Source organism: Chitinophaga nivalis (assembly GCF_025989125.1).
GTDB lineage: Bacteria > Bacteroidota > Bacteroidia > Chitinophagales > Chitinophagaceae > Chitinophaga > Chitinophaga nivalis.
This window is the reverse complement of sequence record NZ_JAPDNR010000001.1, coordinates 5,179,829-5,205,872: the sequence shown is the minus strand read 5'-3', so window position 1 is coordinate 5,205,872 and position 26,044 is coordinate 5,179,829. Positions and strand designations below refer to the sequence as shown.

The window sequence follows — 26,044 nt, the reverse complement described above, 5'->3', positions numbered from 1 at the left end:
AGGTGCACAGGGCCGGATATGGCTATCTGCCCACCCGCTGGTGGCAGATAAAACAGGTGCAGGTATCCTCCTGCAGGACCTGTACCGGATTTACCAATACCTGTCGGCCGGCAATCAGCCGCCTGCCGCTATCGCTTCATGGCTGGGGCCTAAAGGACACAGCTACCGGCAATGGGCCAACGCACTGGCCGTGCGGACTATTACGCCGGCAGAAACTGACCACTGGACGATGGCGGCTGCCGGTATTGCGGCAGATAATGCCCGGTTGCAGCCATACCGGGTTGCCACTGTCAGTCAGGCTGCATTTAGCCTGGATCATTCGCTGACAACGCAACTGCTTACTACCAACAATGAGGTGTATCATACCCGCCCGGAAGAACTGTTGCTAAGCGCTTTTAAAACGGCATTGACGGATGTTACCGGCCTGGCAGCTGTATATGTATTGCTGCAGGAAGAACGGGCTGCGACGGAAGGACTGGATATCAGCCGTACCGCCGGCAATTTTGTCACCCTTCGTCCCGTGCAGTTGCCGGCTATACCGGAAACGCCCGACGCGGTTACGACAGCAACAACGGTAAAAGAATCACTGCGAAAGGTCACCTATAACGGTACCGGCTATGGGAAGTTATATGGCTACCGGCAGGAAGCCTGGCCGTGTATCCGTTTTAGTTACACCGGGGCAATAGAACAGCCGGCAGACCAGGATGGGCAGGTGGTTGTACCCACTGCTACATCGCATGATCCTGCCGGGTTGTTAACAGTAACTGTTACGGTGGTGGATGGTCTGCTGCAATGCAGTATCAGCGGGTATCTGCCGGCAACCGTACTGGCTGCTTTTGCAGATGCATATCAGCAGGCATTGACCTCTTTGAGCAGCAGACTGGCTACTGCTGGCCGCAGTTACCTCACCGGCAGCGATATCGGCCATGTACTATCTGACGAAGCCTTACAGGCCTTGCAGGCAGAACGGGAGATAACCGGCGTTTTCCTGGCCAACGGTTTGCAGGAAGGCTTTATTTACCACGTATTACATGCCGGTGCGGCACATGATGCCTATGGTATACAAAGAGAAATAGATTACCATACCCGGCTGCAGCCCACCTCTTTGCAACAGGCATGGCACTATGCGCAACAACAATTCAGTGCCCTGCGGCTGCGGTTTTCCTGGGAAGAAACGCTGGTGCAGGTGGTAGACAAAAACGGTGTGCTGCCATGGGAATACCACGATCTGAGCAGCTTATCGGAAACCGCTCAGGAGGAGTATATCCGTACGAAGATAAACGTGGCATTGTCGGAACCATTTGAGCTGGCTACCGGCAAATTGTTCCGGGTATACCTGTTGCAGCTGGCGGAGGCGCATTACCGCTGTATCTTCCAATATCATCATATCATCCTCGATGGATGGAGCGAACCGTTGCTGCTGGATTTCGTGCATACTACTTATTTACAGCTGTTACAGGGTACACCGGTCTCCATACAACCGGATAACAGTTTTGTGGCCGCCCGGCAGTACCTGCAGGCGCACCGAGATGACCACCTGCAGTACTGGACTGAGCAGGTGAACCGGATAGCGGAGCGGGAAGACCTGAGCGGCTGGTTGAAACCAGAAAAAAGAAAAGTGGTACTGTCCACTTACCGGCAGGTAGCAATATCCGCTGTATTGGAATTATCGTTTAGCCGGGAGCGTTATCATGCCCTGAAAAATTATTGCCATACACATGGCGTGACTATTACCGCGGTCATGCAGTATATCTGGCATAAGCTGCTGCATACCTATGGTTACGGCAATACTACGGTAGCAGGGCTGGCAGTGGCTGGCCGCAATATCCCTGTGGCAGGAGTGGAGCAGTCGGTAGGTTTATACCTGAATACACTGCCCGTAGTGGTGGCGCATACGGGTGGCCATGTACTGGCAGCCATCCGCGCATTGCAGGAGCAGGTACAGGAGGCCAGTAGCCACAGTGCCGTGAGCCTGGCCCGCATTCAGCAACAGGGCGAACGGTTGTTTAACAGCGTGTTCATGTACGATAACTATGTGGTAGCTGCCAACGAGGCTACCATAGCGGCGCTGGGCTTGTCTTTCCGATATGCAGTAGGACAGCTGGAATATCCGCTGGGCGTATCCGTAACAGACCGGGATCAGCAGCTGGTATTTATGCTGATGTATGCCGGAGAGCTGTTTGAGGAAGCCATGATGCGGCAGGTGCTGGCGGGAGTAGAAAGCCTGACCGACCAGCTGATAGGGCAACCCGAAATCACCACCGCCGCTTTGCGTTACCTGGATGAAACCCGGTATCAGGAAGTTGTTTACCGCTGGAACGAGACCGCGGTGGCCTATCCGGCAGAGCAGACGCTGCATGGCTTGTTTGAAGCGCAGGTGATACGTACCCCGGCCGCAACGGCAGTGGTATATAACGGACACGCACTAACGTACCGGGAGCTGAGTGAGCAGGCCAATGTACTGGCGGCTTATCTGCAAACAAAGTACACCATCCGCCCGGACGACCGGGTAGCGCTTTGCCTGGAACGCTCCACACATATGCTGATAGCCATGCTGGCCGTACTAAAGGCTGGTGGCGCCTATGTACCGCTTGATCCTACGTATCCTGCGGAACGCATTACCTATATCATATCCGATACGGCTGCTGCGGTGATATTGACAGACAGCGCTACCATAGAACGGTTAACAGCCATCGTAGCAGATCAGCCATGGGCTATTGAAAATATAGACAGTGAATACGGTCAGTCAGCAGTTGCCGGCATTTATCCAAACGTAAATCCGGCTGCGCTGACGACGGGCGATCACCTGGCCTATGTGATTTATACCAGTGGTACCTCAGGGCAGCCCAAAGGGGTGATGATCCCACATCATGGGGTGGTGAACCTGGCCAGGGTGCAGGGCGCCGCGTTTGGCCTGGCAGATGGCAGCAGCAGGCAGTGTCTGTGGTATGCCAATTATGTGTTTGATGCACATGTGAGTGAAGTGTTTACCAGCCTGGTATACGGGCATGCGTTACATATCCTGGATAATAAGTGCAGAACAGATCTGCATCTGCTTAAAAACTATATTACTACCCATCACATTCATACGGCCACTATTCCGCCTGCTTTACTGGATACGGCCAACCTGTTGCCATTGCATACCCTGGTGGTGGCAGGGGATACTACAGCAGCCTCCCTGATGGAACAATACCGGCAACAGGGTACGCAGGTGATCAATGCCTATGGTCCTACGGAAGTCACAGTATGCGCTACGTTGCAGCCGTATACCGCTGGCGGTAGTCATCTGAACATCGGCCGTCCGCTGGGCAATGTAACGGTGTACGTGCTGGATGGGGAAGGACAGCCGGTACCGGCTGGTGCCATAGGAGAACTATATGTAGGCGGCGCCGGGGTAGCCCGCGGATACCTGAACCAGCCTGCATTAACAGCAGAACGTTTTATTCCCAACCCTTTCCAGACAGCAGTAGCAAATGAACAAAACAGCCGGTTATATAAAACCGGAGACCTGGTAAGATACCTGCCGGATGGCAGCCTGGAATTCGCAGGCCGGCTGGATTTTCAGGTGAAGATCAGGGGGAACCGTGTAGAGCCGGAAGAAATAGTGGCCTGCCTGATAACCTATCCCGGTATACGGCAGGCCGTGGTGCTGGCGCAGGAACATGCTTCCGGCAGCGGCAAATACCTGACAGGATATTATGTTGCGGAGGAAACCTTTGATACGGCTGCTTTACAGGCGCATGTAGGCGCCCGCTTACCGGAGTATATGGTGCCGGCTGTGTGGGTACACCTTACTGCTTTGCCTTTAACCGCCAGTGGGAAACCAGACCGCAAAGTGCTGACTGGCCTGGCAGCAGCGCCCGAAAAGCAATACCAGGCGCCGGAAAATGAAACACAGGTATTGTTATGTGAGATCTATGCTGCCGTGTTGGGTCTGGAGATATCCGAAGTGGGCATTCAGGATGATTTTTTCCGCATGGGAGGCGACAGTATCGTCAGCATTCGCCTGGCCAGCCGGATCAGACAGCGTATAGGTATCTCCGTGAGTATTGATGATATCTTCCGCTACCGGACGATCGCCGCACTGTATGGATTTATACAATTGCAGGCAGGCGGTGAGGCAGATCGGTTGGCGGCAGAACAGGGGATATTGAGCGGCGCCTGTCCGTTGTCGCCGGTGCAAAGCTGGTGGCTGGAGCGGGAAGTACCCTGGGCGGCAGGTGAGCGGCTATCCTTCCTGGTGGACGTACCGGTGCTGGACCTGGACATCCTGGAGCATAGTCTTCATAAACTGGTAACCTATCATGATGCATTAAGGCTGCGTGTTCAATCCTCCGAAAACGGTCCGTTACAGTATTATGAAGATGCGATAGCAGCGCCCTTACTGCAGCTGGCGGATGCTGCCGGCCCGGAAGTATCGGGAATATTACAACCTGATGGTGGCGCGTTGTTCAACGCCGTTTACATCACCGGCGATACGAATGCGCGTTCCCGCCTGTGCTTGTCCGTGCATTACCTGGTTGCAGATGCGGTGAGCGGCTATTTGTTACTGGAAGACCTCCGGCAGATCTATGATGAGCTGGCTACAGGTATCCGGGATAATCGTATCTCCCTTAACGAGATAGCTGGTATCACTGCAGCAACCATACTCGGGGCTAAAACCAGTAGCTACCGGCAATGGGTACACGCTGTAGAAGACACCACTGTTGCTAACCAGTGGGGAGCTGCAACAGGCAATACCTGGTGGCAGCAACAGACCATACCGGCAGTAAATCGGACTGTTTTTACATTAAACCGGGAAGAGACGGCGCTGCTCACAGGTGCGCTCAACCAGGTATATCATACCCGTGTGGAAGATTTGCTGTTAACTGCGTTGGAACAGGCATTATCTGCTTGCACCGGGCAGACCCGGCATGGGATCTTACTGACTACAGATAACAGAAGCGCCACACCGGCAGGTATCGATATTACCCGTACCGCCGGCCGCTTTACGACCTGGTATCCTATATGGCTACACGCTACGGGAGCTACAGATAGTGGAGCAGCGATCATCGCGGTGAAAGAAACCCTGCGGAAAGCGGCTGCTAACGGTGTCGGCTATGGGAAATTAACAGGGTATAGTAAAGAGGTCTTGCCCGATCTAAGTTTTGCCTATACCGCAGCTCCGGAAATCCTGGCAGGTTCAGACTGGCAGTTGATCAGCGGCGATGTGGAACCGGCCGCACCGGTGAATGGCCTGCATATACAAGCAAGCGTGAAAGCCGGACAACTGCAATGTAACATCAGCGGGCAGCTACCTGCAGCATTGCTGGCGGATGTCAGTAGCAGTTACCAACAGGCGCTGGGGGCATTGGTACAACAGCTGGCCGGCGCGCAACGCACTTATCTCACCGGCAGCGATATCAATCAGGTGATCTCTCCTGCGCTGCTGCAGGTATTACAGGCAGACCGGGAAGTGGATGGCATCTATCTGGCCAATGGCTTACAGGAGGGTTTTATATATCAGTCGTTACATGCCACCACAGGAGATGATGCCTATCATGTACAGCTTATCTGGGATTATCATAACGAGCTTGATGTAGCGAAACTGGAACAGGCGTGGCAATATGCCTTGCAGCAATACAGCACATTGCGGCTGCGCTTTTCCTGGGAAGAGTCGCTGGTGCAGATCATTGATAAAAGCGGTACACCTGACTGGCGTTACATCGATCTCGCACATCTCACTAAAACAGATCAGGAAAACTATATCCGGCAGCTGCTGGCATCCGACCGGCAGGCGGCCTATGACCTGGCAGCCGGAAAGCTATGGTGGATATACCTGTTGAAGCTGGACGAAACAGCTTACTGTTGCATTTTTAGTCACCATCATATCATACTGGATGGCTGGAGTCAGCCGATATTACTGGACTATGTACATACCGCCTACTTGCGTTTGCTGCAAGGGCTACCGGTACTGATCACACCGGAAACCAGCTATGCTGCGGGACGTGCCTGGCTACAGGCGCACCGTGCCGATAATGAGGCTTATTGGGAGGCATATGTGGAGCAGCTGCAATCAAGAGAAGAATGGGGCGGACTGTTGAAAGCAGAAAAACGACAGGTGGTATTGTCTGCGTACCGGGATATTCAGCACTCGGCAGTATTGGAGTTACCTATCAGTGGGGAACGTTATCAGGCGCTGAAAAAATTCTGTGCAACACACGGATTAACGATGAATGCCGTATGGCAATATCTGTGGCACAAACAACTGCAGGTTTACGGGCATAGTGATACCACCGTAGTAGGGATGACTGTATCCGGGCGTAGTATTCCTGTAGCTGATATTGAATACTCAGCAGGGCTGTATATCAATACCCTGCCTGTTATTGTAACCCATACTGCCGGCAGTGTGCTGGCTGCCATCCGGTCTTTACAACACCAGATACAGGAAACCAACAGGCGGAGCGAAGTGAGTCTGGCCCGCCTGCAGAAAGGGGGCGAACGGTTGTTTAACAGCCTTTTTGCCTACGAAAACTATACTGCTGCAGCCAATAATTTTGCAGCAGGTGCATTGTCTTTTTCTTTCCGTGAATCAGTCAGCAAACTGGATTATCCGTTGGGGATAAATATTGCCGATCATGGCCGGCAACTAAACATCCTGCTCTTATATGCCGCTGAACTGTTTGAGCCAGCCATGATGAAACAGTTGCTGGAAGGCGTAGGTGAACTGGCAGATCAACTGGTGGCGCATCCTGCTATGACCACAGCTGACTTCCGTTATCTGAATGAAAGACAGTACCAGCAAATCATACATACAGAAAACAATACCATCACTGCCTATCCTGCCACACACACGCTGCAGGAATTATTTGAAGCGCAGGCGGCGCGTACGCCGGAACATACGGCCGTAATAGATGCCGCCACATCGCTGACCTATCGGCAACTCAATGAAGCCGCCAATCAGCTCGCCGCGTACCTGCGGCATACCTGTAATGTACAGCCCGAAGAGCTGATCGGACTTTGTATAGACAGAACCACCGACCTGCTGGTAGCCGTATTGGCCATCCTGAAAGCAGGTGGGGCCTATGTACCTATGGACCCGGGTTATCCGGCGGACAGGATCGCCTATATCCTGTCAGATACCGGTGCAAAAGTATTGCTGACCAATAAAGCACATGCAGCAGACCTGGAACAACTGGCCGTGTCATTACCTGTTACCGTCATCAGTGTAGATCAGACAGCCGCTTTCCTGGCTTATCCGACGGAGAACCTCCCTGCTGTAACAGCAGCCGGTCACCTGGCCTATGTGATGTATACCAGCGGAACGACAGGTAAACCTAAAGGAGTAATGATTGAACACCGGGCTTTGGTGAACCTGCTGACATACTATCAGGATACTTACTTCACGGCAGGAGCAGCCATCAATACCTGGTCAGTCACCAATTATGTATTTGATATATGGGGCCTGGAATATGGATTGGCGTTGCTTTCCGGCGGATTTATAGAACTGGCAGACAGCAAGGTGCTGACTGTGGATACAGACCGCTATACTTTTATTCAGCTGACACCAGGGCTGCTGTCGGCTGGTTTTGATCAGTTCCGGTTTAATAACCCGGCCTTGAAACTCTTTGTAGGCGGAGAAGCCATCACCAGTGAACTATTGACCAAACTATTTACCCAAACGGAAATAACCTTTGTACTGAACGTATACGGACCTACGGAAACAACAATCTGGTCACTGAATCAGTTGAATACGCCGGCACAATGGAATACGCATATCGGACGTCCGATAGCCAATACTACTGTGTATGTGCTGGACAATGAACTTAGGCCGGTTCCGCCGGGTGCAGCAGGAGAGCTGTATATCGGTGGGGCAGGCGTTGCCCGCGGCTACCTGAATTTGCCGGCGTTGACAGCAGCACGTTTTATCCGGAATCCATTTCAGACAACAGCAGAAAGAGAACAGCAGTATAATGACCGGTTGTATAAAACCGGAGATTTAGTGAGATACCTGCCGGATGGAAGTCTGGCATATATTGGCCGGAATGATTTCCAGGTAAAGATCAGGGGATATCGTATTGAACTGGGCGAAATTGAAAGCCGGTTGTTACTGTATCCTGGTATTCGTCAGGCCGTTGTATTGGCAAGGGAACATGCCACCGGCAGTGGTAAGTACCTGGCCGGTTATTATGTGGCAGATACTGCTGCAGATGCCGGCGAATTGCAGGCTTATCTGACCCGGCACCTGCCGGAGTATATGGTGCCGGGTGTACTCCTGCACCTGGATGCACTACCACTTACCGTCAACGGTAAACTGGACAGGAAAGCATTACCGGATCCGCAGCTGGCAGAAAGCCGGCATTACCATGCTCCGGAAAATGAAACGGAGGCATTGCTATGTACCACCTATGAAGCCGTACTGGGGCTGCCGGCAGCAACGGTAGGCATCCACGATAATTTCTTTCACCTGGGAGGCGACAGCATTGTCAGCATCCGCCTGGTGAATAGCATCAAACAACGTTTAGGGGTCACTGTTAGTGTAAAGGATATTTTCCGGCACCGGACAGTATCGGCCCTTTATCAGCATATTGCGACGGGGATACCCACTACCGCAGTACTGGCGGAACAGGGACTGCTGGTGGGGACCAGCAGTCTGCTGCCGGTACAGGAATGGTTTTTCCAACAGGTAGATAACGGCATTTTACCGGCATATCATCACTGGAATCAATCTTTTCTGGCAACGGTACCCGTACTGGATAAAAAGCTCCTGGAAGAAAGTATCGTACGGCTGGTGAATCAGCATGATGCCCTGCGTTTCCGCTATGAACGGAAAACCGACGGATATCAGCAGGTATACAGTGAAGCAGCGGTATTTGTCAAAGTACATTATCAGGATATCCGTCTTTTACCCGCGGAAGCCTCCATCGCAGCGATATTAACGGAATGGCAAAGCAGTTTTGATATACACAATGGACCTTTGTGGGCAGCCGGTTATCTCGAGGGCTATGAAGATGGCCTTGCAAGGATATGGTTTGCCTTCCATCATTTGCTGATAGATACTGTCAGCTGGCGTATTATCCTGGAAGATCTGCAAAAGATCTATACGCATTTATTCCGGATTGTCAATAGTGGCGATGCTGATCAGTCAGATCTTTCAGGTATTACTGCCCATAGTATACTAGGCGCCAAAGGTAGTAGCTATCGCCAATGGGTAAACGAAATACACATTTATGACACCGCAAAGGAAAAAGATTACTGGCAACAGGTCACAACGGCTATAACGGCCGGTAATGCCGTACTATCTGCCCATGCAGTAACAGGCGTGAATAAGGTCGGCATCTCCCTGAATACGGAGCATACCGGTTTATTGCTGCATGCTTGTAACCAGGTGTATTATACCGGTATCAATGATATTTTACTGAGTGCATTGGGGAATGCCTTGTCATCCCTGACAGGCCGCAACAACCACCCGGTGCTGGTGGAAAGCCACGGCCGGGAAACGGGGTCAGATACCATCGATCTCACACATACCGTAGGCTGGTTTGCGGCCATGTATCCGGTTGTATTGGAAACGATTCCCGACAATCCCGGTGCCTCACTGATACACACCAAAGAAATGTTGCGGGCAGTTCCTGGCAACGGCATCGGTTTTGGCGTACTGCATGGGTATCATAGCGAAGGGCTGCCGCTGATCAGTTTCAACTATACCGGTCGTTTTGAAGCACAGACAGGTGAATGGCGGATTACCGCAGAAGATAGCGGGATCGCCATAGCCGGAGAAAATAAGGAACAACCATTCCTGCACATCAACGGCCAGCTGCTGAACGATCAACTGGATTTTGTGATAACCAGCCGTCTGGAAGGAAGCGTATTGACTGCCTTTGCAAAAACGTACCAGGAAACACTGATATCGCTGATCCGGTACCTGCATGCGGCTACCCGTAGTTATCTTACCCCCAGTGATGTGAATCATATCATCTCACCGGAAGAACTGGAACAACTGCAGGCAGCACAGGAAATAGCAGGCATTTACCTGGCGAACAGTTTGCAGGAAGGATTTATTTACCATGCCTTGCATCAGGGCACAACGGATGATGCCTACCGGATACAGATTGCGTGGGATTACAAACAACACCTCGATGCAGATCTGCTGCAACAGGCCTGGCAGCTGGCGCAGCAAAAGTATCCGGCATTGCGGGTACGTTTCTCCTGGGAGACATCGCTCTTACAGGTGGTGGGTAAAACCGGCGAACTGGACTGGCGTTATAAAGACCTGAGCCACCTGGCTGCGGCAGACAGGGAAAACTATATCCGGGAACTGCTGGCTGCAGACCGGCAGATTCCTTATGATTTGTCCGGCAAACTGTTTTGGGTATACCTGATAAAATCGGCAGCCGATGACTGGTGCTGCATCTTCAACCACCACCATATTATCCTGGATGGATGGAGCATACGGATCTTGCTGGATTACATCCATACCACTTATCATCGCCTGCAACAAGGGGAAGCAACGGATGTGGTACCGGATCATACCTATGCTGCCATAGCCCGCTATTCGCAGGAGCATCGGCAAGATAACCTCACCTATTGGGAAACCATTACCACCAGGTTAACGGGGGGAGAAGATTTGAGTGGATTACTGCAGGCGGAAAAGAAACAAACGGTATTGACGGATTACCGGCATATTCAGGAAACGGCCGCCTTGTACCTGGATTTCGGACAAGTGCGTTATCAGGTATTAAAGGCTTATTGTGCCGCCAACGGGCTCACAGTAAATGCGGTATTACAATATGCCTGGCACAAACAATTGAGTGTGTACGGCCACACGCAGGTAACTGTTTCCGGTATGACCTTGTCCGGCCGGAACCTGCCGGTAGCAGGCATTGAACAGGCAGTAGGTTTATATATCAATACACTGCCACTGATAGTAGAACATACCACCGGCCCGGTACTAACGGCTATACGTCAGCTGCAGGACCAGATACAGGAAGCCAACAGTCACAGTGAAGTGAGTCTGGCCCGTTTGCAGCAAACAGGAACGCGGTTGTTTAATAACCTCTTTATATATGAAAATTACCCGGTACTGCCGGCAGTGGGCTTATCCTACGATTTCCGGGAATCTATAGACAAGTCCGATTATCCGTTGGAGATAGCAGCCTTTGACCGCGAACAACGCCTGACGTTCCGGTTGCAGTATGCGGCAGAACTGTTTGATCCGGTACAGATGCAGCAGTTGCTGGATGGCCTGGGAAGTCTGATTGATCAGCTGGCAGGTTATACTGCAGTAGAAACCGGCGACTTCCGCTATCTCACAGATACACAGTACCAGGAAGTAGTGTATAACTGGAACGCCACTACGCAGACTTACCCTGCGGAACAAACATTGGCATCCTTGTTTGAGGAACAGGCAGCCCTTACACCGGATCATATCGCCGTGATATACGAAAATCATTCTTTGACGTATCGGACGTTGAATGAACGGGCTAATGTATTGGCGGCTTCTCTGCGGGCTACCGTGGCTATTGAACCGGATGACCTGGTAGGTATTTATATGAGCCGGTCGGAAACCGTCATCATTGCGATACTGGCTGTATTGAAAGCCGGTGGCGCCTACGTTCCCATTGATACGGCTTATCCGGATGAACGGATTGCGTATATCCTGGCAGATACCCGTGCTAAAGCAGTATTGACGGATCATGAACATGCAGCACACCTGCTGACTTTCCGGACTGCAACATCGTTCGCGGTCGTGGATATCACGGATCCGTTTTTCCTGGCAGCAGCTATCAACGCATATCCCGCTGCTGATCTGCCGGCAACAGCTGCTGCACATCACCTGGCCTATGTCATGTATACCAGCGGTACCACCGGATTGCCGAAAGGCGTGATGGTCCCCCACAGCAATGTGACCCGCCTGGTGAGAAATACCAATTACCTGCAAATAAGCGCGGCAGATGTATTCCTGCAGGTGTCTACGATTGTATTTGATGCCTCGGTTCTGGAAATATGGGGCGCTTTGCTGAATGGTGCAAAAATGGTGCTGGTGAAAGATGCCCTGACATTGAGTGAAGAGGTGGCGACATTCCGTGCTTTGCTGGCAACACACCAGGTGAGTATATTATCACTGACAAAAACATTATTTGATAGTTTATACCTGCTGGATCAGCATTTTGCCGACCGGGTCAGCTACCTGTTGGTAGGTGGGGAAGCATTGGATAAAGTACTCATCGACCAATTGGTAGCGCAGGCAGAAAGACCCGGGCATATCCTGAACTGTTACGGCCCTACGGAAGGAACCCTTTTCTCTACTACCTACGAATGCCGCGCAGGGCAACATCATACGCTGCAGGGAGTGCCCATCGGACGCCCTGTTGCCAACACAACTGTATATGTGCTGGACAGCCAGCTGATTCCCGTACCACCAGGCGCTGTGGGTGAACTGTATGTAGGAGGAGCGGGGGTTGCACGTGGTTACCTGAACCAGGTAACGTTAACGGCAGAACGTTTTGTCGTGAATCCGTTTCAGACCCACGCAGAAATGGCGGCTGGTTATAACAGCCGGCTCTATAAAACCGGCGACCTGGTACGTTACCTGCCGGATGGTAACCTGGAGTTTATCGGCCGCAACGATTTTCAGGTGAAGATCCGGGGCCATCGGATTGAACCGGCGGAAATTGAAAACCGTCTTGCTGCTTATCCTGGCATCCGCCAGGCCATTGTGCTGGTGAGAGAACAGGCATCTGTTACCGGCAGATACCTGGCTGGTTACTATGTGGCAGCAGAAGCATTGGATCATGCCGCGATACTGACTTATCTGGCAAGCTATCTGCCGGAATACATGATACCGGCCGTGCTGATACACCTGGACCGGCTACCGCTGACCATTAATGGTAAGCTGGATCGCGACGCCCTGCCAGTACCGCAGCTGACAGATAACCGCTACTACCAGGCGCCGGAAAATGAAACAGAAGCGATCCTGTGTAGCATCTATGCAGATGTACTGCAATTACCATTAACAGCTATTGGTATTCATGACGATTTCTTCCAGCTGGGGGGAGATAGCATCGCCAGCATTCAGCTGGTGAACCGTATCAAACAGCGTTTAGGCCTGACCGTACATGTGAAGGACATCTTCCGGTACAAAACAATTGCGTTGTTGTATCAACAGGTGATCTCCGCAGGAGGGGGCACTGTGCCTACCTTGACGGAACAGGGGCTGCTCACGGGAGAAAGTGGTTTGTCGCCGTGGCAATCCTGGTTTTTACAGCAGGCAACTACCGGTGTTTATCCGGTTGCGGAGCATTGCAACCAGGCTTATCTGGTGGATGTTCCCCTGTTGGATAAAACCATCCTGGAACAAAGTATCCGGAAACTGACCGGATACCACGACGCCTTGCGCTTCCGGTATGAACCTGCCACCACCGGATATCGCCAATGGTATGACGATGAAACAAGGGCGGTTACCCTACAATACCAGGATGTAACCGGCCTGTCGCAGGAAGCGTTGGCGCATATCCTTACCACCTGGCAGCAACATTTTGACCTGGAACAAGGACCGCTGCTGGCAGCTGGGTACCTCGATGGGTATACCGGTGGCCGTGCCCGTATCTGGCTGGCTGTGCATCAGTTGCTGGCCGATGATATCAGTTGGCGTATCCTCCTCGACGACCTGCAAAAAATCTATGATTATTTATCGGATGCCCTCAGCAGTGGCCGGGCTACACCAGCGGATCTGCCACGTATCACCGGTGCGATGATCCTGGGCGCCAAAGGCAGCAGCTACCGGCAATGGATACACGCCATCAAAACAAACGAGATACCAGCCGCTGCAACTACAGCAGTAAAACCTGCTGCTGACAGCTGGCTGAAAAACAAGGTGGTGGAACAATCCGGCCGGGCAGTCTTTACATTGGAACCTATCACGGTTGCATCGCTGGAGGATGCCAATCAGGTATATCATACCCATACCACAGAGCTGTTGCTGAGTGCCGTAAACCAGGTGTTGACCCGCCTTACCGGTCTACCGGTAGCGGAGGTGCTGGTAACAGATGATGGCCGTTGGTGGGCAACGCCGGAACTGGATTTGACCCATACCGTTGGTAGTTTCGCTACCCGTTATGCGGTATCCTTACCGCTTGTGCACCCGGGAGATACTGGTGCGCTGATCATAGCAGTAAAAGAAACCCGCAGGAAAATAAAAGCTAACGGTGCCGGCTATGGGATTTTAGCGGTAGATGCCAACAGTGACTGGCCGGCGGTACATGTTGCATATGTTGATCAGCTGAATGCCGCTACAACCGGTGGCTGGCAGGTATTGCCGGAAAGCGGTGGACAAACCGTTGCTGCCGGCAATAAAGAACCAGGCATGCTCCACATCCGTCACGAGAAGCTGGATGGCCGGTTGTATGTGACCATCAGTGGGCACCTCCCGGAAGCTATCTTACAGACGATTGCAGATAACTATCAGCAAACGTTGGATCAATTAATCCGCGAACTGAGAGCGATACCCCGTACCTATCTGACGGCCAGCGATGTGGCACACGTTGTTTCACCGGAGGTCTTACAGACCATACAGGAAACACGGGAAATTGAAAACGTTTTTCTCGCCAACGGATTACAGGAAGGTTTCATTTACCAGGTATTGCATGCGGGCGTTCACCAGGATGCCTACCGGGTACAACGGGAACTGGATTACCGCAATGAAATAGAGGTGGCGCTGCTGAAACAGGCGTGGCAATATGCACAGCAACGCTATAGTGCCCTGAGGCTGCGATTCTCCTGGGAAGAGGCACTGGTACAGATCGTAGATAAATACGGGCAGCTGGATTGGCGTTATGAAGACATCAGTACGCTGGCTGCTGCTGAACAGGAGCATTATATCCGGCAGGTGTTGCTGGCCGATCAGGCCGAAGCCTATGATATGGCAGCAGGCAGGTTATTCCGGGTATATCTGCTGAAACTGGAAACAGCCGTTTATCATAGCGTATTCAGTTATCATCACGCCATCCTCGATGGCTGGAGTGAACCACCGTTGTTGGATGAGGTGCATAATACCTATCTGCAACTCCAGCAGGGTATCGTACCTGACATACAACCGGATGCAGTGTATACTGCCGCACGCCGGTATTTGCAGGACCACCGCGACGATCACCTGGCCTATTGGGAACAATGTGTAGGACAGCTGCAAGCCAAAGATGACCTGAGTGGATTGCTGAAACCGGACATGCGGCACGTAGCGCTGATGGATTACCGGCAGGTCACAAATGCCGAAGTGCTGCATCTCACCATTGATGGCAACCGTTATCATGCATTGAAAGATTTCTGTGCGGTACATGGTTTTACGGTGAATGTGGTGATGCAATACCTGTGGCACCGGCAACTACATGTTTACAGCCGGAGTAACACGACCGTACTGGGTATGACGGTAGCAGGCCGTAACCTGCCGGTACAGGGCATTGAACACGCTGTTGGTTTATACCTGAATACGTTGCCGGTTATCTTTGAACATACCGCGCAGCAGGTGCCGGATGCCATCCGCTCCCTGCAGGATCAGATACAGGAAGCCAATAGCCGCAGTGAAGTAAGTCTTGCCCGTATTCAGCAAAACGGGGAGCGCTTGTTTAATAGCCTGTTTGTTTATGAAAACCTGCCAGGTACCGCTAATAATCTGGGGGGAGATGGTTTATCATTATCGCTCAAACAACTGGAGCTGAAATCGGAATATCCATTAGGGGTAAATGTAACAGATCATGACCAGCAGGTAGTATTGTTGATGCGGTATGCCGGTGAATTATTTGATGCCCGTATGATGCGGCAGTTCCTGGATGGCATCGGCTTCCTGGCAGATCAGCTGGGACAGCTGGCTGTCACGGAAGAGGCGCCGGTATTACGTTACCTCAACAATACACAGTACCAGGAAGTTATCCGTAACTGGAATAATACTGTCGCGCCTTATCCCGCAGATCAAACGCTGCATGCTTTATTTGAACAGCAGGTATTGCGTACGCCTGATCGGGAAGCAGTGGTGTTTGATGGCCAGGCGCTCACGTATCGGGAGTTGAATGAACAGGCCAATGTATTGGCGGCTTTCCTGCGCGCCAATTACTTTATTCGTCCCGATGAACTCGTGGGTATCTGTCTGGAACGGTCGGCACATATGCTGATAGCCATGCTGGCCGTCTTAAAGGCTGGTGGTGCTTATGTACCGGTAGATCCGGCCTATCCGGAAGAAAGGATTGCCTATATCCTATCAGATACCAACGCGCGGGTAGTACTGACAGACAATAATACGGAGCCACGTTTAACAGATATCCTGGCGTATCATTCGCTGGCGATAGAAAATATTACCGGTGATTTTTATCAGCACAGTGTAAGGGGTATCTATCCTACCGTGAATCCGGTGGCTACAGCCGGCCCGCGGCATCTGGCCTATGTGATTTATACCAGTGGTACTTCCGGTCAACCCAAAGGAGTGATGATCGAACATACCGGTGTCGTGAATCTGGCTTTATCACAGGGCGCTGCCTTTGGCCTCGCTGATAACCGTTACCTGCATTGCTTGTGGTATGCCAACTATGTGTTTGATGCACATGTCAGTGAAGTGTTTACCAGCCTGGTATACGGGCACAGGTTATATATAGCGGATAATGATACCCGAACAGATCTTTATCTGCTGAAAGCTTATATCACGGCACACGATATCCATATTGCCACCATACCGCCTGCATTGCTGGATACGACCAACCTGCTGCCGCTGGAAACTTTAGTGGTGGCAGGCGATGTGACCAGCGCCTCGCTGATGGAACATTACCAGGCGCAGGGTACGCAGGTCATTAATGCCTATGGCCCTACAGAAGTGACCGTGTGCGCAGCGTTACATCATTATACGTCAGCCAGTGGCTCCCTGACCATTGGCCGGCCGTTGCCCAACACAACCGCGTATGTACTGGATGAACAATTGATTCCCGTACCGCCAGGCGCCATCGGAGAACTATGCATCGGCGGGGTGGGCATCGCCCGCGGCTACCTGCATCAGGAAACGTTAACGGCTACACGTTTTATCGCCAACCCTTTTTATACATCTTCTGAAAACACGACAGACTATAACAGCCGTCTCTATAAAACCGGCGACCTGGTGAGATACCTGCCGGATGGTAACCTGGAATTTATTGGCAGGAGTGACTTCCAGGTGAAAATACGCGGTAACCGCGTAGAGCCGGGTGAAATAGAAAACCGCCTGACCACTTATCCTGGTATACGACAGGCAGTCGTATTGGCCTGTGATCACGCTTCCGGCACCGGTAAATACCTGGCCGGATATTATGTGTCCGATGAACCATTGGATATTACTGCACTGGAAACATATATCGGCGCACATTTGCCGGACTATATGATTCCCGCTACCTGGGTACATTTGGTACAGTTACCGCTGACACCCAGTGGTAAGGTAGACCGGAAAGCCCTTGCTGTCCCTGTACTCACAGCCAGTGAGGGATATGCTGCTCCACAAACGGAAACAGAAGTATTGTTATGTGAAATTTATGCAGATGCATTGGGCCTGTCTGTAGCAGCAGTAGGTATATACGACGATTTTTTCCGGCTGGGCGGCGATAGCATTGTCAGTATTCGTGTCGCAAACCGGATACGGCAGCGTTTAGGCCTGGCAGTGAGTATCGATGATATCTTTACCTATAGTACCATTGCCACCTTATACACTTACCTGAAACAACAAACGGACAATGCGGCTATTGCGGTACAGGCAGAACAGGGCATACTGAGCGGAGAAAGCGGTTTATTGCCGATCCAGGAATGGTTTTTCCGGATGACGGAAGAGGGGTATTACCAGACGCCCCATCATTATAACCAATCCTTCCTCATAGATGTGCCCACACTGGATATAGCTATCCTGGAGCAAAGCCTGAAAATATTATTACAACAGCATGATGCTTTACGGTTCCGTTACCAGCGTACGGACGGTACGTACCGGCAGTATTACAGCGAAGTAGCCGATACCATAAAAATAAATTACCTGCAGGTGAACGAACTGCCGGCCGGCACAGAGCTGTCTGCAGTATTCACCAACTGGCAAAGTGGTTTCGATCTGTATAACGGTCCATTGGTAGCCTGCGGCTACCTGGAAGGTTATGCAGCAGGGCGTGCCCGGATTTACTTTGCTGCGCATCACCTGTTGATGGATACGGTCAGCTGGCGTATCATCATGGAAGACCTTCACAAAATTTACACCCATTTAGCCGAAGCACATCAGGCCGGAAAACCCCAACCTGCTGATCTTTCCAACGCGGAAATCAAACAGATAACCGGGCCTAAAGGAAGCAGCTACCGGCAATGGGTAAACGTTATTAATTCATACAACACTATTATGAAAACGAATTTATCTGCAGAAGTATCTTATTGGAAAGAAATCATAGCCAGTGTACCGGGAAGTAATGCCTTGCTGAAAAAGCAGGCTACCGGTGAGATCAACCGGACCGCTATTGAGCTTAGCAAGGAATATACATCTTCCTTACTACGGGACAGTCATCATATTTACCATACCCGTATCAACGACCTGTTGCTCAGTGCATTGGGTATCGCCTTATCCGGACTGACGGGCAGCCACCGGCACCATGTATTGCTGGAAGGACACGGCAGGGAAGAGCTGTCTACGGAAACAGATATTACACATACCGTAGGATGGTTTACCAGTATATATCCGGTGGAAATACTAACGGCTGCGGATAAACATATAGGCGACACGGTTATAGCGGTCAAGGAAGCCCTGCGGAAGGTCCGGCATAACGGTATTGGCTACGGCGTATTGCATCATTATACGACCGATGAGCTCCCGGTGATCAGTTTCAACTACCTGGGGCAATTGGAAAATCAGGATAAAGCCGATACCAATGGCTGGTTTATTACCAATGAAACCAGTGGCTGGTCTGTTGCTTCCGGCAACAAAGACCACAGTGTGCTGAGTATTAACGGCTTTGCGATCAATGGTCAGCTGCAGTTTATGGTGACCGGTTTATTGCCGGAGGCTATATTGACGGAGTTTGCAGCGGGATTCCGCGAAGCGCTGATAAGCCTGGTAGATTATTTGGGAACAATAACGCGGAGTTACCTGACAGGCAGTGATATCGGGCATATTATATCTGATAAACACCTGGAGGCGATACAGGCAGAGCGGGAAGTAACCGGCGTTTACCTGGCCAACAGCCTGCAGGAAGGATTTATTTATCAGTCCCTGCACCAGGGCGTGGCGGGTAATGCCTATCGGATGGTGACGGTATGGGATTATAATAATACCCTGGATGTGCCGCTGCTGGAACAGGTATGGCACCACGCACAACATAAGTATCATGCCTTACGCCTGCGCTTTGCATGGGAAGAAGCTTTGATACAAATCATCGATAAAACAGGGCAACTGAACTGGCGTTACCTGGATCTCAGCGACCTGGATGAAGCGGCGCAGGAAGCCCGCATAGCAACGTTGCTGGCAGATGAATGGTTTGTTTCCTATGATCTGGCAGGAGGTAAGCTGTTCGCCGTATATCTGTTGAAGTTAGGAGAGGCCTCGTATCGTTGTACCCTCAGTCACCACCACATTATGATGGATGGCTGGAGCGTATCGCTGTTACTGGGGTATATCCATACCACCTACACGCAGTTGCGGCACGATGGAATCGCAGATCTGCAACAGGACGAAAGTTATTTCACCGCCAGCAGGTATTTGCAGGAACACCGGAATGATCATCAGACTTATTGGGATAACTACGTAGGTACCCTGCAGGAAGAAACGGATCTGAGCGGACTGCTGTTATCATCACAGCGGCACCTGGCGCTGGCAGATTACCGGCATATTCTTGAAACCACTTACCAGGATCTGGTGATACGGGAAGACCGCTACCAGGCCTTGAAAAAATATTGTGTCGAACAGGGCGTGACGGTAAATGCCGTGCTGCAATATATGTGGCATCTGCAACTGCGCGTTTATGGGAATGCGGATACTACAGTGACAGGTATGACCGTATCCGGCCGTAATCTGCCGGTAGAAGGCATTGAACACTCCGTTGGTCTGTATATGAATACGCTGCCGGTGATTCTGGAACATACGGCCGGTACAGCATTGTCGGTCATCAAATCACTGCAGGAGGCGATTACGGCAGCCAACAGCCGTAGCGCTACCAGCCTGGCCCGGCTACAAAAAGATGGCCAGCGGCTGTTCAGCAGTTTGTTCGTGAATGAAAATTATCCTTTCTCAGCAGAGGATGCGGTTAAAAAAGAATTATCGTTGTCTTTCCACGAAGCGAAAGAAAAACTGGATTATCCATTGGGCGTAATTGTGTTGGAACAGGGCCGGCAACTGCTGTTCCGGCTGAATTATGCGGCCGAATTATTTGATCCGGTGATGATCCGGCAGGTACTGGATGGTATTGGCAGTATGGTACAGCAACTGGTCGGTAATCCGGATATTGAACCGGATGATTTTCAATTCCTCGATCCTTCCGCCTATGATGAAATCGTACATGGATTGAATAACAGACAATCTTCTGATCAGACGATACATGGTGTGTTTGAACAACAGGTACTACGTACGCCGGAAGATACCGCCGTTGTATTCGAAGATCGTTCACTGACTTACCGGGAATTGAATGAACGCGCCAATGTGCTGGCGGCACATTTGGTGGCTACGTATGCCATTCAGCCGGATGAACTGATTGCCCTGCAGCTGGAACGAACAGAAAATACCCTGGTAGCGATACTGGCGGTACTAAAATCCGGCGCCGCCTATGTACCAATTGATCCGGCTTATCCCGCAGACAGGGTACGGTTTATCCTGTCTGATACCCGTGCACGGGTGATCATCACAGACGCCGGCAATGTGACACAGCTAACGGCTTTGGCATTACCGGCAGCTATTGGCATCGTGAACATAACGGATACGGCTTATCAAACCAATGCGGCGCCTTATGCGAAGTACAACCCGGTGATGCCGGTAGAAGGCCATCATCTCGCATATGTCATCTATACCAGTGGTACTACCGGATTGCCCAAAGGGGTGATGGTAGAACATAAAAGCGCTGTAAACCTGGCCGCTGTACAAGGGGCGGCATTCGGTTTAGCAGGTACGGTACCGGTAACGGCACAACGTTGTCTTTGGTATGCGAGCTATGTGTTTGATGCGCATGTGAGCGAAATATTTACCGGTTTGTTGCATGGACACAGTATTTACATCCCGGACAATAAAACCAGAACAGACCTCTATCTGTTGAGAAACTACCTGGTGAAACATGCAGTGGATATCGCTACTATTCCGCCTGCCTTACTGGATACATCCTGCCTGCTGCCATTGAAAACACTGGTAGTAGCCGGCGATACCACCAACCCGCAGATCATGCAGCAGTACCATGCACAGGGTACGCAGGTCATTAACGCCTATGGTCCTACAGAAGCAACCGTGTGTGCCACGCTGCATCACTATACGGCTACCAGCAGCCATCTGACGATTGGCCGTCCGTTGCCGAATACAACCGTGTATGTGCTGAACAGCCGCCTGGCGCCAGTGCCGAAAGGTGCTACCGGGGAGCTGTGTATAGGTGGTGCCGGTATTGCCCGCGGCTATCTCCATCAGGAAAAACTGACAGCAGAACGATTTGTGGCGAATCCTTTTCAAACAGCAGTAGAAAAAGCCAATCAGCAGAATGGTCGTTTATATCGTACGGGTGATTTGGTGAGATACCTGCCGGATGGTAACCTGGAGTTTGCCGGCCGGAGTGATTTTCAGGTGAAGATACGCGGACATCGTATTGAGCCGGGTGAGATAGAAAACCGGTTGTTGAATTATCCTGGTATCAGCCAGGCTGTCGTGCTGCCCAAAGACCATCCTTCCGGCAGTGGCAAATACCTGGCTGCATTTTACGTGGCGGCCGAAGCGGAAGATAGTGCTGCGTTATCCGATTTTATTAAGGAGGCTTTACCGGAATATATGGTGCCGGCCACTTTTATGCACCTGGAAAAACTACCGCTGACGATCAGTGGTAAACTGGACCGGAATGCACTGGAGGCATTGCAGTTTACAGAAAGCCGCACCTATCACGCACCGGAGAATGACACCCAGTCTTTACTGTGTGACATCTACGCGGAAGTGCTGGGACTGGCTGTGGAGGCAGTAGGTATTCAGGACGACTTTTTCCAGCTAGGCGGTGATAGTATTGTCAGTATCCGGTTGATTAACCAGATCAGACAACGTATGGGCTTTGCCGTTAGTATAGATGATATTTTCAATCATACTACTATTGCTGCTTTATTTGATAATGTATTGGCAGCCATCATCACCAGTACGCCGGCGGTGGAAGCAGAAGCCGGGCTGTTGAGTGGAGAAAGTGCACTGGCGCCGGCGCAGGAATGGTTTTTCCGCGAAGTGGCGCAGGGTGTTTATACAACACCGGCGCAGTATACGTCATCACTATTGATAACGGTGCCTGCATTGGATAGGGAAATACTGGCACATAGTATCCATAAGCTGATTACCTATCACGATGCGCTGCGTTTCCGGTATGAAAAACAGGAAGGAACGTATCGCCAGTATTATGCAACAGAAACGCCAGACATTCCGCTTCATTATCTCCATATCAATGACGGTATCACGGCAGCGGAGCTGCCGGCAGTCTTGCTGTCCTGGCAGGAAGATTTCGATTTGCAACAGGGGCCGCTGGTAGCAGCAGGTTACCTGGATGGATATGCCGATGGCAGTGCCCGGATCTGGCTGGCCGCGCATTATTTGCTCACGGATGCCTACAGCTGGCATTTGCTCGCGGAAGACCTGCAGCGGCTGTATGAATATTTTGCAGCAGGTATACAAAACGGACAGATACAGGTGGCAGATATCCCGGGTATCGCGGCTGGTACCATATTGACGGCTAAAAGCACCAGCTACCGGCAATGGGTAAACGCTGTATCGGCCATTAATGCGGATACGCAGGATACCTACTGGCAAACTGCTACCGAGGGTATTCCGGCTTATAATGCCTTATTACAGGAAAAAGCCACGGCCGATTTCAGTAAAGCTGCCTTTGTATGGAATGCAGCAGCAACTGCCCGGCTGCAGGGAAATATAGGTGACGTATATGGGACCACGGTAAATGATCTGCTGCTAAGTGCCTGGGGTGTGGCGTTACAGGAGTTTACAGGAGCTGGTCAGCATTATGTATGGGTAGAAGATAACAACCGGACATTTACCGGAGGAGATATTACCCGTACAACAGGCCGGCTGGCGATTGCATATCCGGTAGGTCTATCGGTACCGGAACCAACCAATGCCAGTGCCGTTATCATTGCGGTAAAAGAAGCATTGCGGAAGGTGCCTGCCGGTGGCATTACCTGGAATGCTTTATCAGATCAGACAGCGGCCATACCTGTCATCCGGTTCAGTTATTTACCGGTACAAAACAACGATCATAACAACTGGCAGATCGCCGCTGAAAACAGCGATGCCTGGTTACCGGCAGCCACGCAGGGGAATGCATTACTCCGTTTACAGGCAGGCATTACCAATGGAACGCTGCAGGTTGTCATCGCGGGTCGTTTACCCGAAGCCGTTACTACAACCATTGCAAACCTGTTCGAACAAGCCCTGTCGACATTGGTCAGCCAGCTGGAGCAAACCAACCGGTCTTATCTCACAGGCAGTGATATCGGCCATATCATCTCAGATACCTATCTGCATACGTTACAGGCCAATCGGGAAATCAATGGTGTTTACCTGGCCACCAGCCTGCAGGAAGGATTTATCTATCATGCCCTGAACCAGGGAGCGGAAGATGATGCCTATCGCGTACAGGCTTTATGGCATTATCACAATCCGATAGAGGAGACTAAACTACAACAGGCCTGGCGGCATACCCAGGAGAAATACAGTGCTTTGCGCCTGCGTTTTGCGTGGGAGGAAGCATTGGTGCAGGTGATTGATAAAACAGGTGAACCGCAGTGGCAATACCTGGATATCAGCCGTACGCCGGCCGCAGCACAGGACGCACAGGTAAAAGCATTGGTGGATGCCGACCGCTTAATCCCTTATGATTTGTCTGCCGGTAATCTGTTCCGGATATACCTGATCAAAAGGGCGGCCGGTCATTACAGCCTGTTATTCAGTAATCATCATGCTATCCTGGATGGCTGGAGTTTTCCGATTATCGTCAACTATGCACACGATACCTATCTGCAATTACTGAAAGGAGAAGCCGTGGAAGTCGTGCCGGACAACAGTTACGACCTGGCTTGTCAGTACCTGCAAACCCACCGCGATGCAAATCAGGCATACTGGGAAGCATATGTACGTAAGCTGGAAAATGGAGATGCCCTTACCGGTTGGTTAAAGGCAGACAAAAAGCAGGTGATCTTATCTGATTACCGGCATATTGATGAGATGGCAACGGCTTCGCTGGCATTTACCGGTGAGCGTTATCAGGCATTGAAAGATTTCTGCGCTGCCAACGGACTAACGGTAACGGCTGTACTGCAATATGCCTGGCACCGGCAATTGAGTGTTTATGGCAACAGTCAGACTACCGTGGTGGGCATGACGGTATCTGGCCGTGTGCTGCCTATTCCAGGCATTGAACACTCCGTAGGTTTGTACATCAATACCCTGCCGGTGATCCTGGAACATACGCCGGGTAGTGTACTAGCGGTCATCCGGTCTTTGCAGGAGCAGATACAGGCGGCCAACACCCGGAGTGAAGTGAGCCTGGCGCGTTTACAAAAAGAAGGTGAGCGGTTGTTCAATAGCTTGTTTGTATATGAAAATATTCCTGTGCCTGCCAATAACTTCACCGCTGCGGAACTGTCGATCTCTTTCGGGGAAACGGAAGGCAAGCTGGATTATCCGTTGGGAGTAGCCGTGGTGGATCATGAAAAACAATTGTCTTTTATCCTGCAGTATGCCAAGGAATTGTTTGATGAAACCATTATCACGGAAGTAATAGCCGGGGTAGATCACCTGTTGGAACAACTGGTGAAAAATCCGGCCATAGATTCCCGTGCCTTGTCACATCTCGAAGAATCCCGCTACCAGGAAATTGTACATGTATGGAATGATACCCGACAAAATTATCCGTCAGACCTGACGCTATCTGCTTTGTTTGAAGAACAGGTGCTGCTGACGCCGGACCACATCGCCCTCGTATATGAAAACCATCGCCTCACCTACCAGGAGCTGAATGAACAGGCCAATGTATTGGCGGCTTATCTGCGTGCTACTTACCACATCCGCCCGGATGAACTCATCGGGTTGTATATGGAGCGCTCCGAACAGGTTATCATTGCTATCCTGGCCATCCTGAAATCGGGTGGCGCCTATGTGCCCATTGATACGGCCTATCCGGCGGAAAGAGTCAACTATATTCTGTCGGATACACAGGTACGCGTTGTACTGACAGACGATACCTATGCCGCTGCACTGGCGGATTTCCAGACTTCGTTACCATTTGCAGTCACCAATATTACCGATACAGCTTTCCTGTCGGCAGCAAAAGCTACCTGGCCGGCTGAGAATCCGGCTATAACCGGTGAGGCCCACAGCCTGGCCTATGTGATGTATACCAGTGGTACGACCGGTCAGCCTAAAGGGGTGATGGTACCACATAATAATGTGACCCGGCTGGTACGGAATACCAATTACCTGGAGATCACAGCTGCGGATGTATTCCTGCAGGTATCTACCATCGTATTCGATGCGTCTATCCTGGAAATATGGGGTGCGCTGCTGAATGGCGCCCGGATGGTACTGGTAAAAGATGCTTTAACACTGAGTGCAGACGTGGCCGGCTTTAAATCATTGCTGGAAACACAGCAGGTTAGCATCCTGTCGCTTACTAAAACCTTATTTGATAGTTTGTACCTGTTGGATCATACCATCGCCAACAGTGTGAAATACCTGCTGGTAGGTGGGGAGGCACTGGATAAAGCATTGATAGACCGGCTGGCATCGCAGGAAGTACGTCCTACGTATATTCTTAACTGTTATGGTCCTACAGAAGGCACCCTGTTTACCACTACTTATCTGTGT

General features: G+C 51.3%; 1 protein-coding gene (only partly in view). It reads left to right on the top strand.

Every position in this 26,044-nt window falls within one protein-coding gene, locus tag OL444_RS20380, for a non-ribosomal peptide synthase/polyketide synthase, read on the top strand. The gene is 76,998 nt long; 3,554 of those nucleotides lie to the left of the window and 47,400 to its right, leaving coding positions 3,555–29,598 in view (codon 1,185, partial, through codon 9,866, complete); the first complete codon in view begins at position 2. Both the start codon and the stop codon lie outside the window.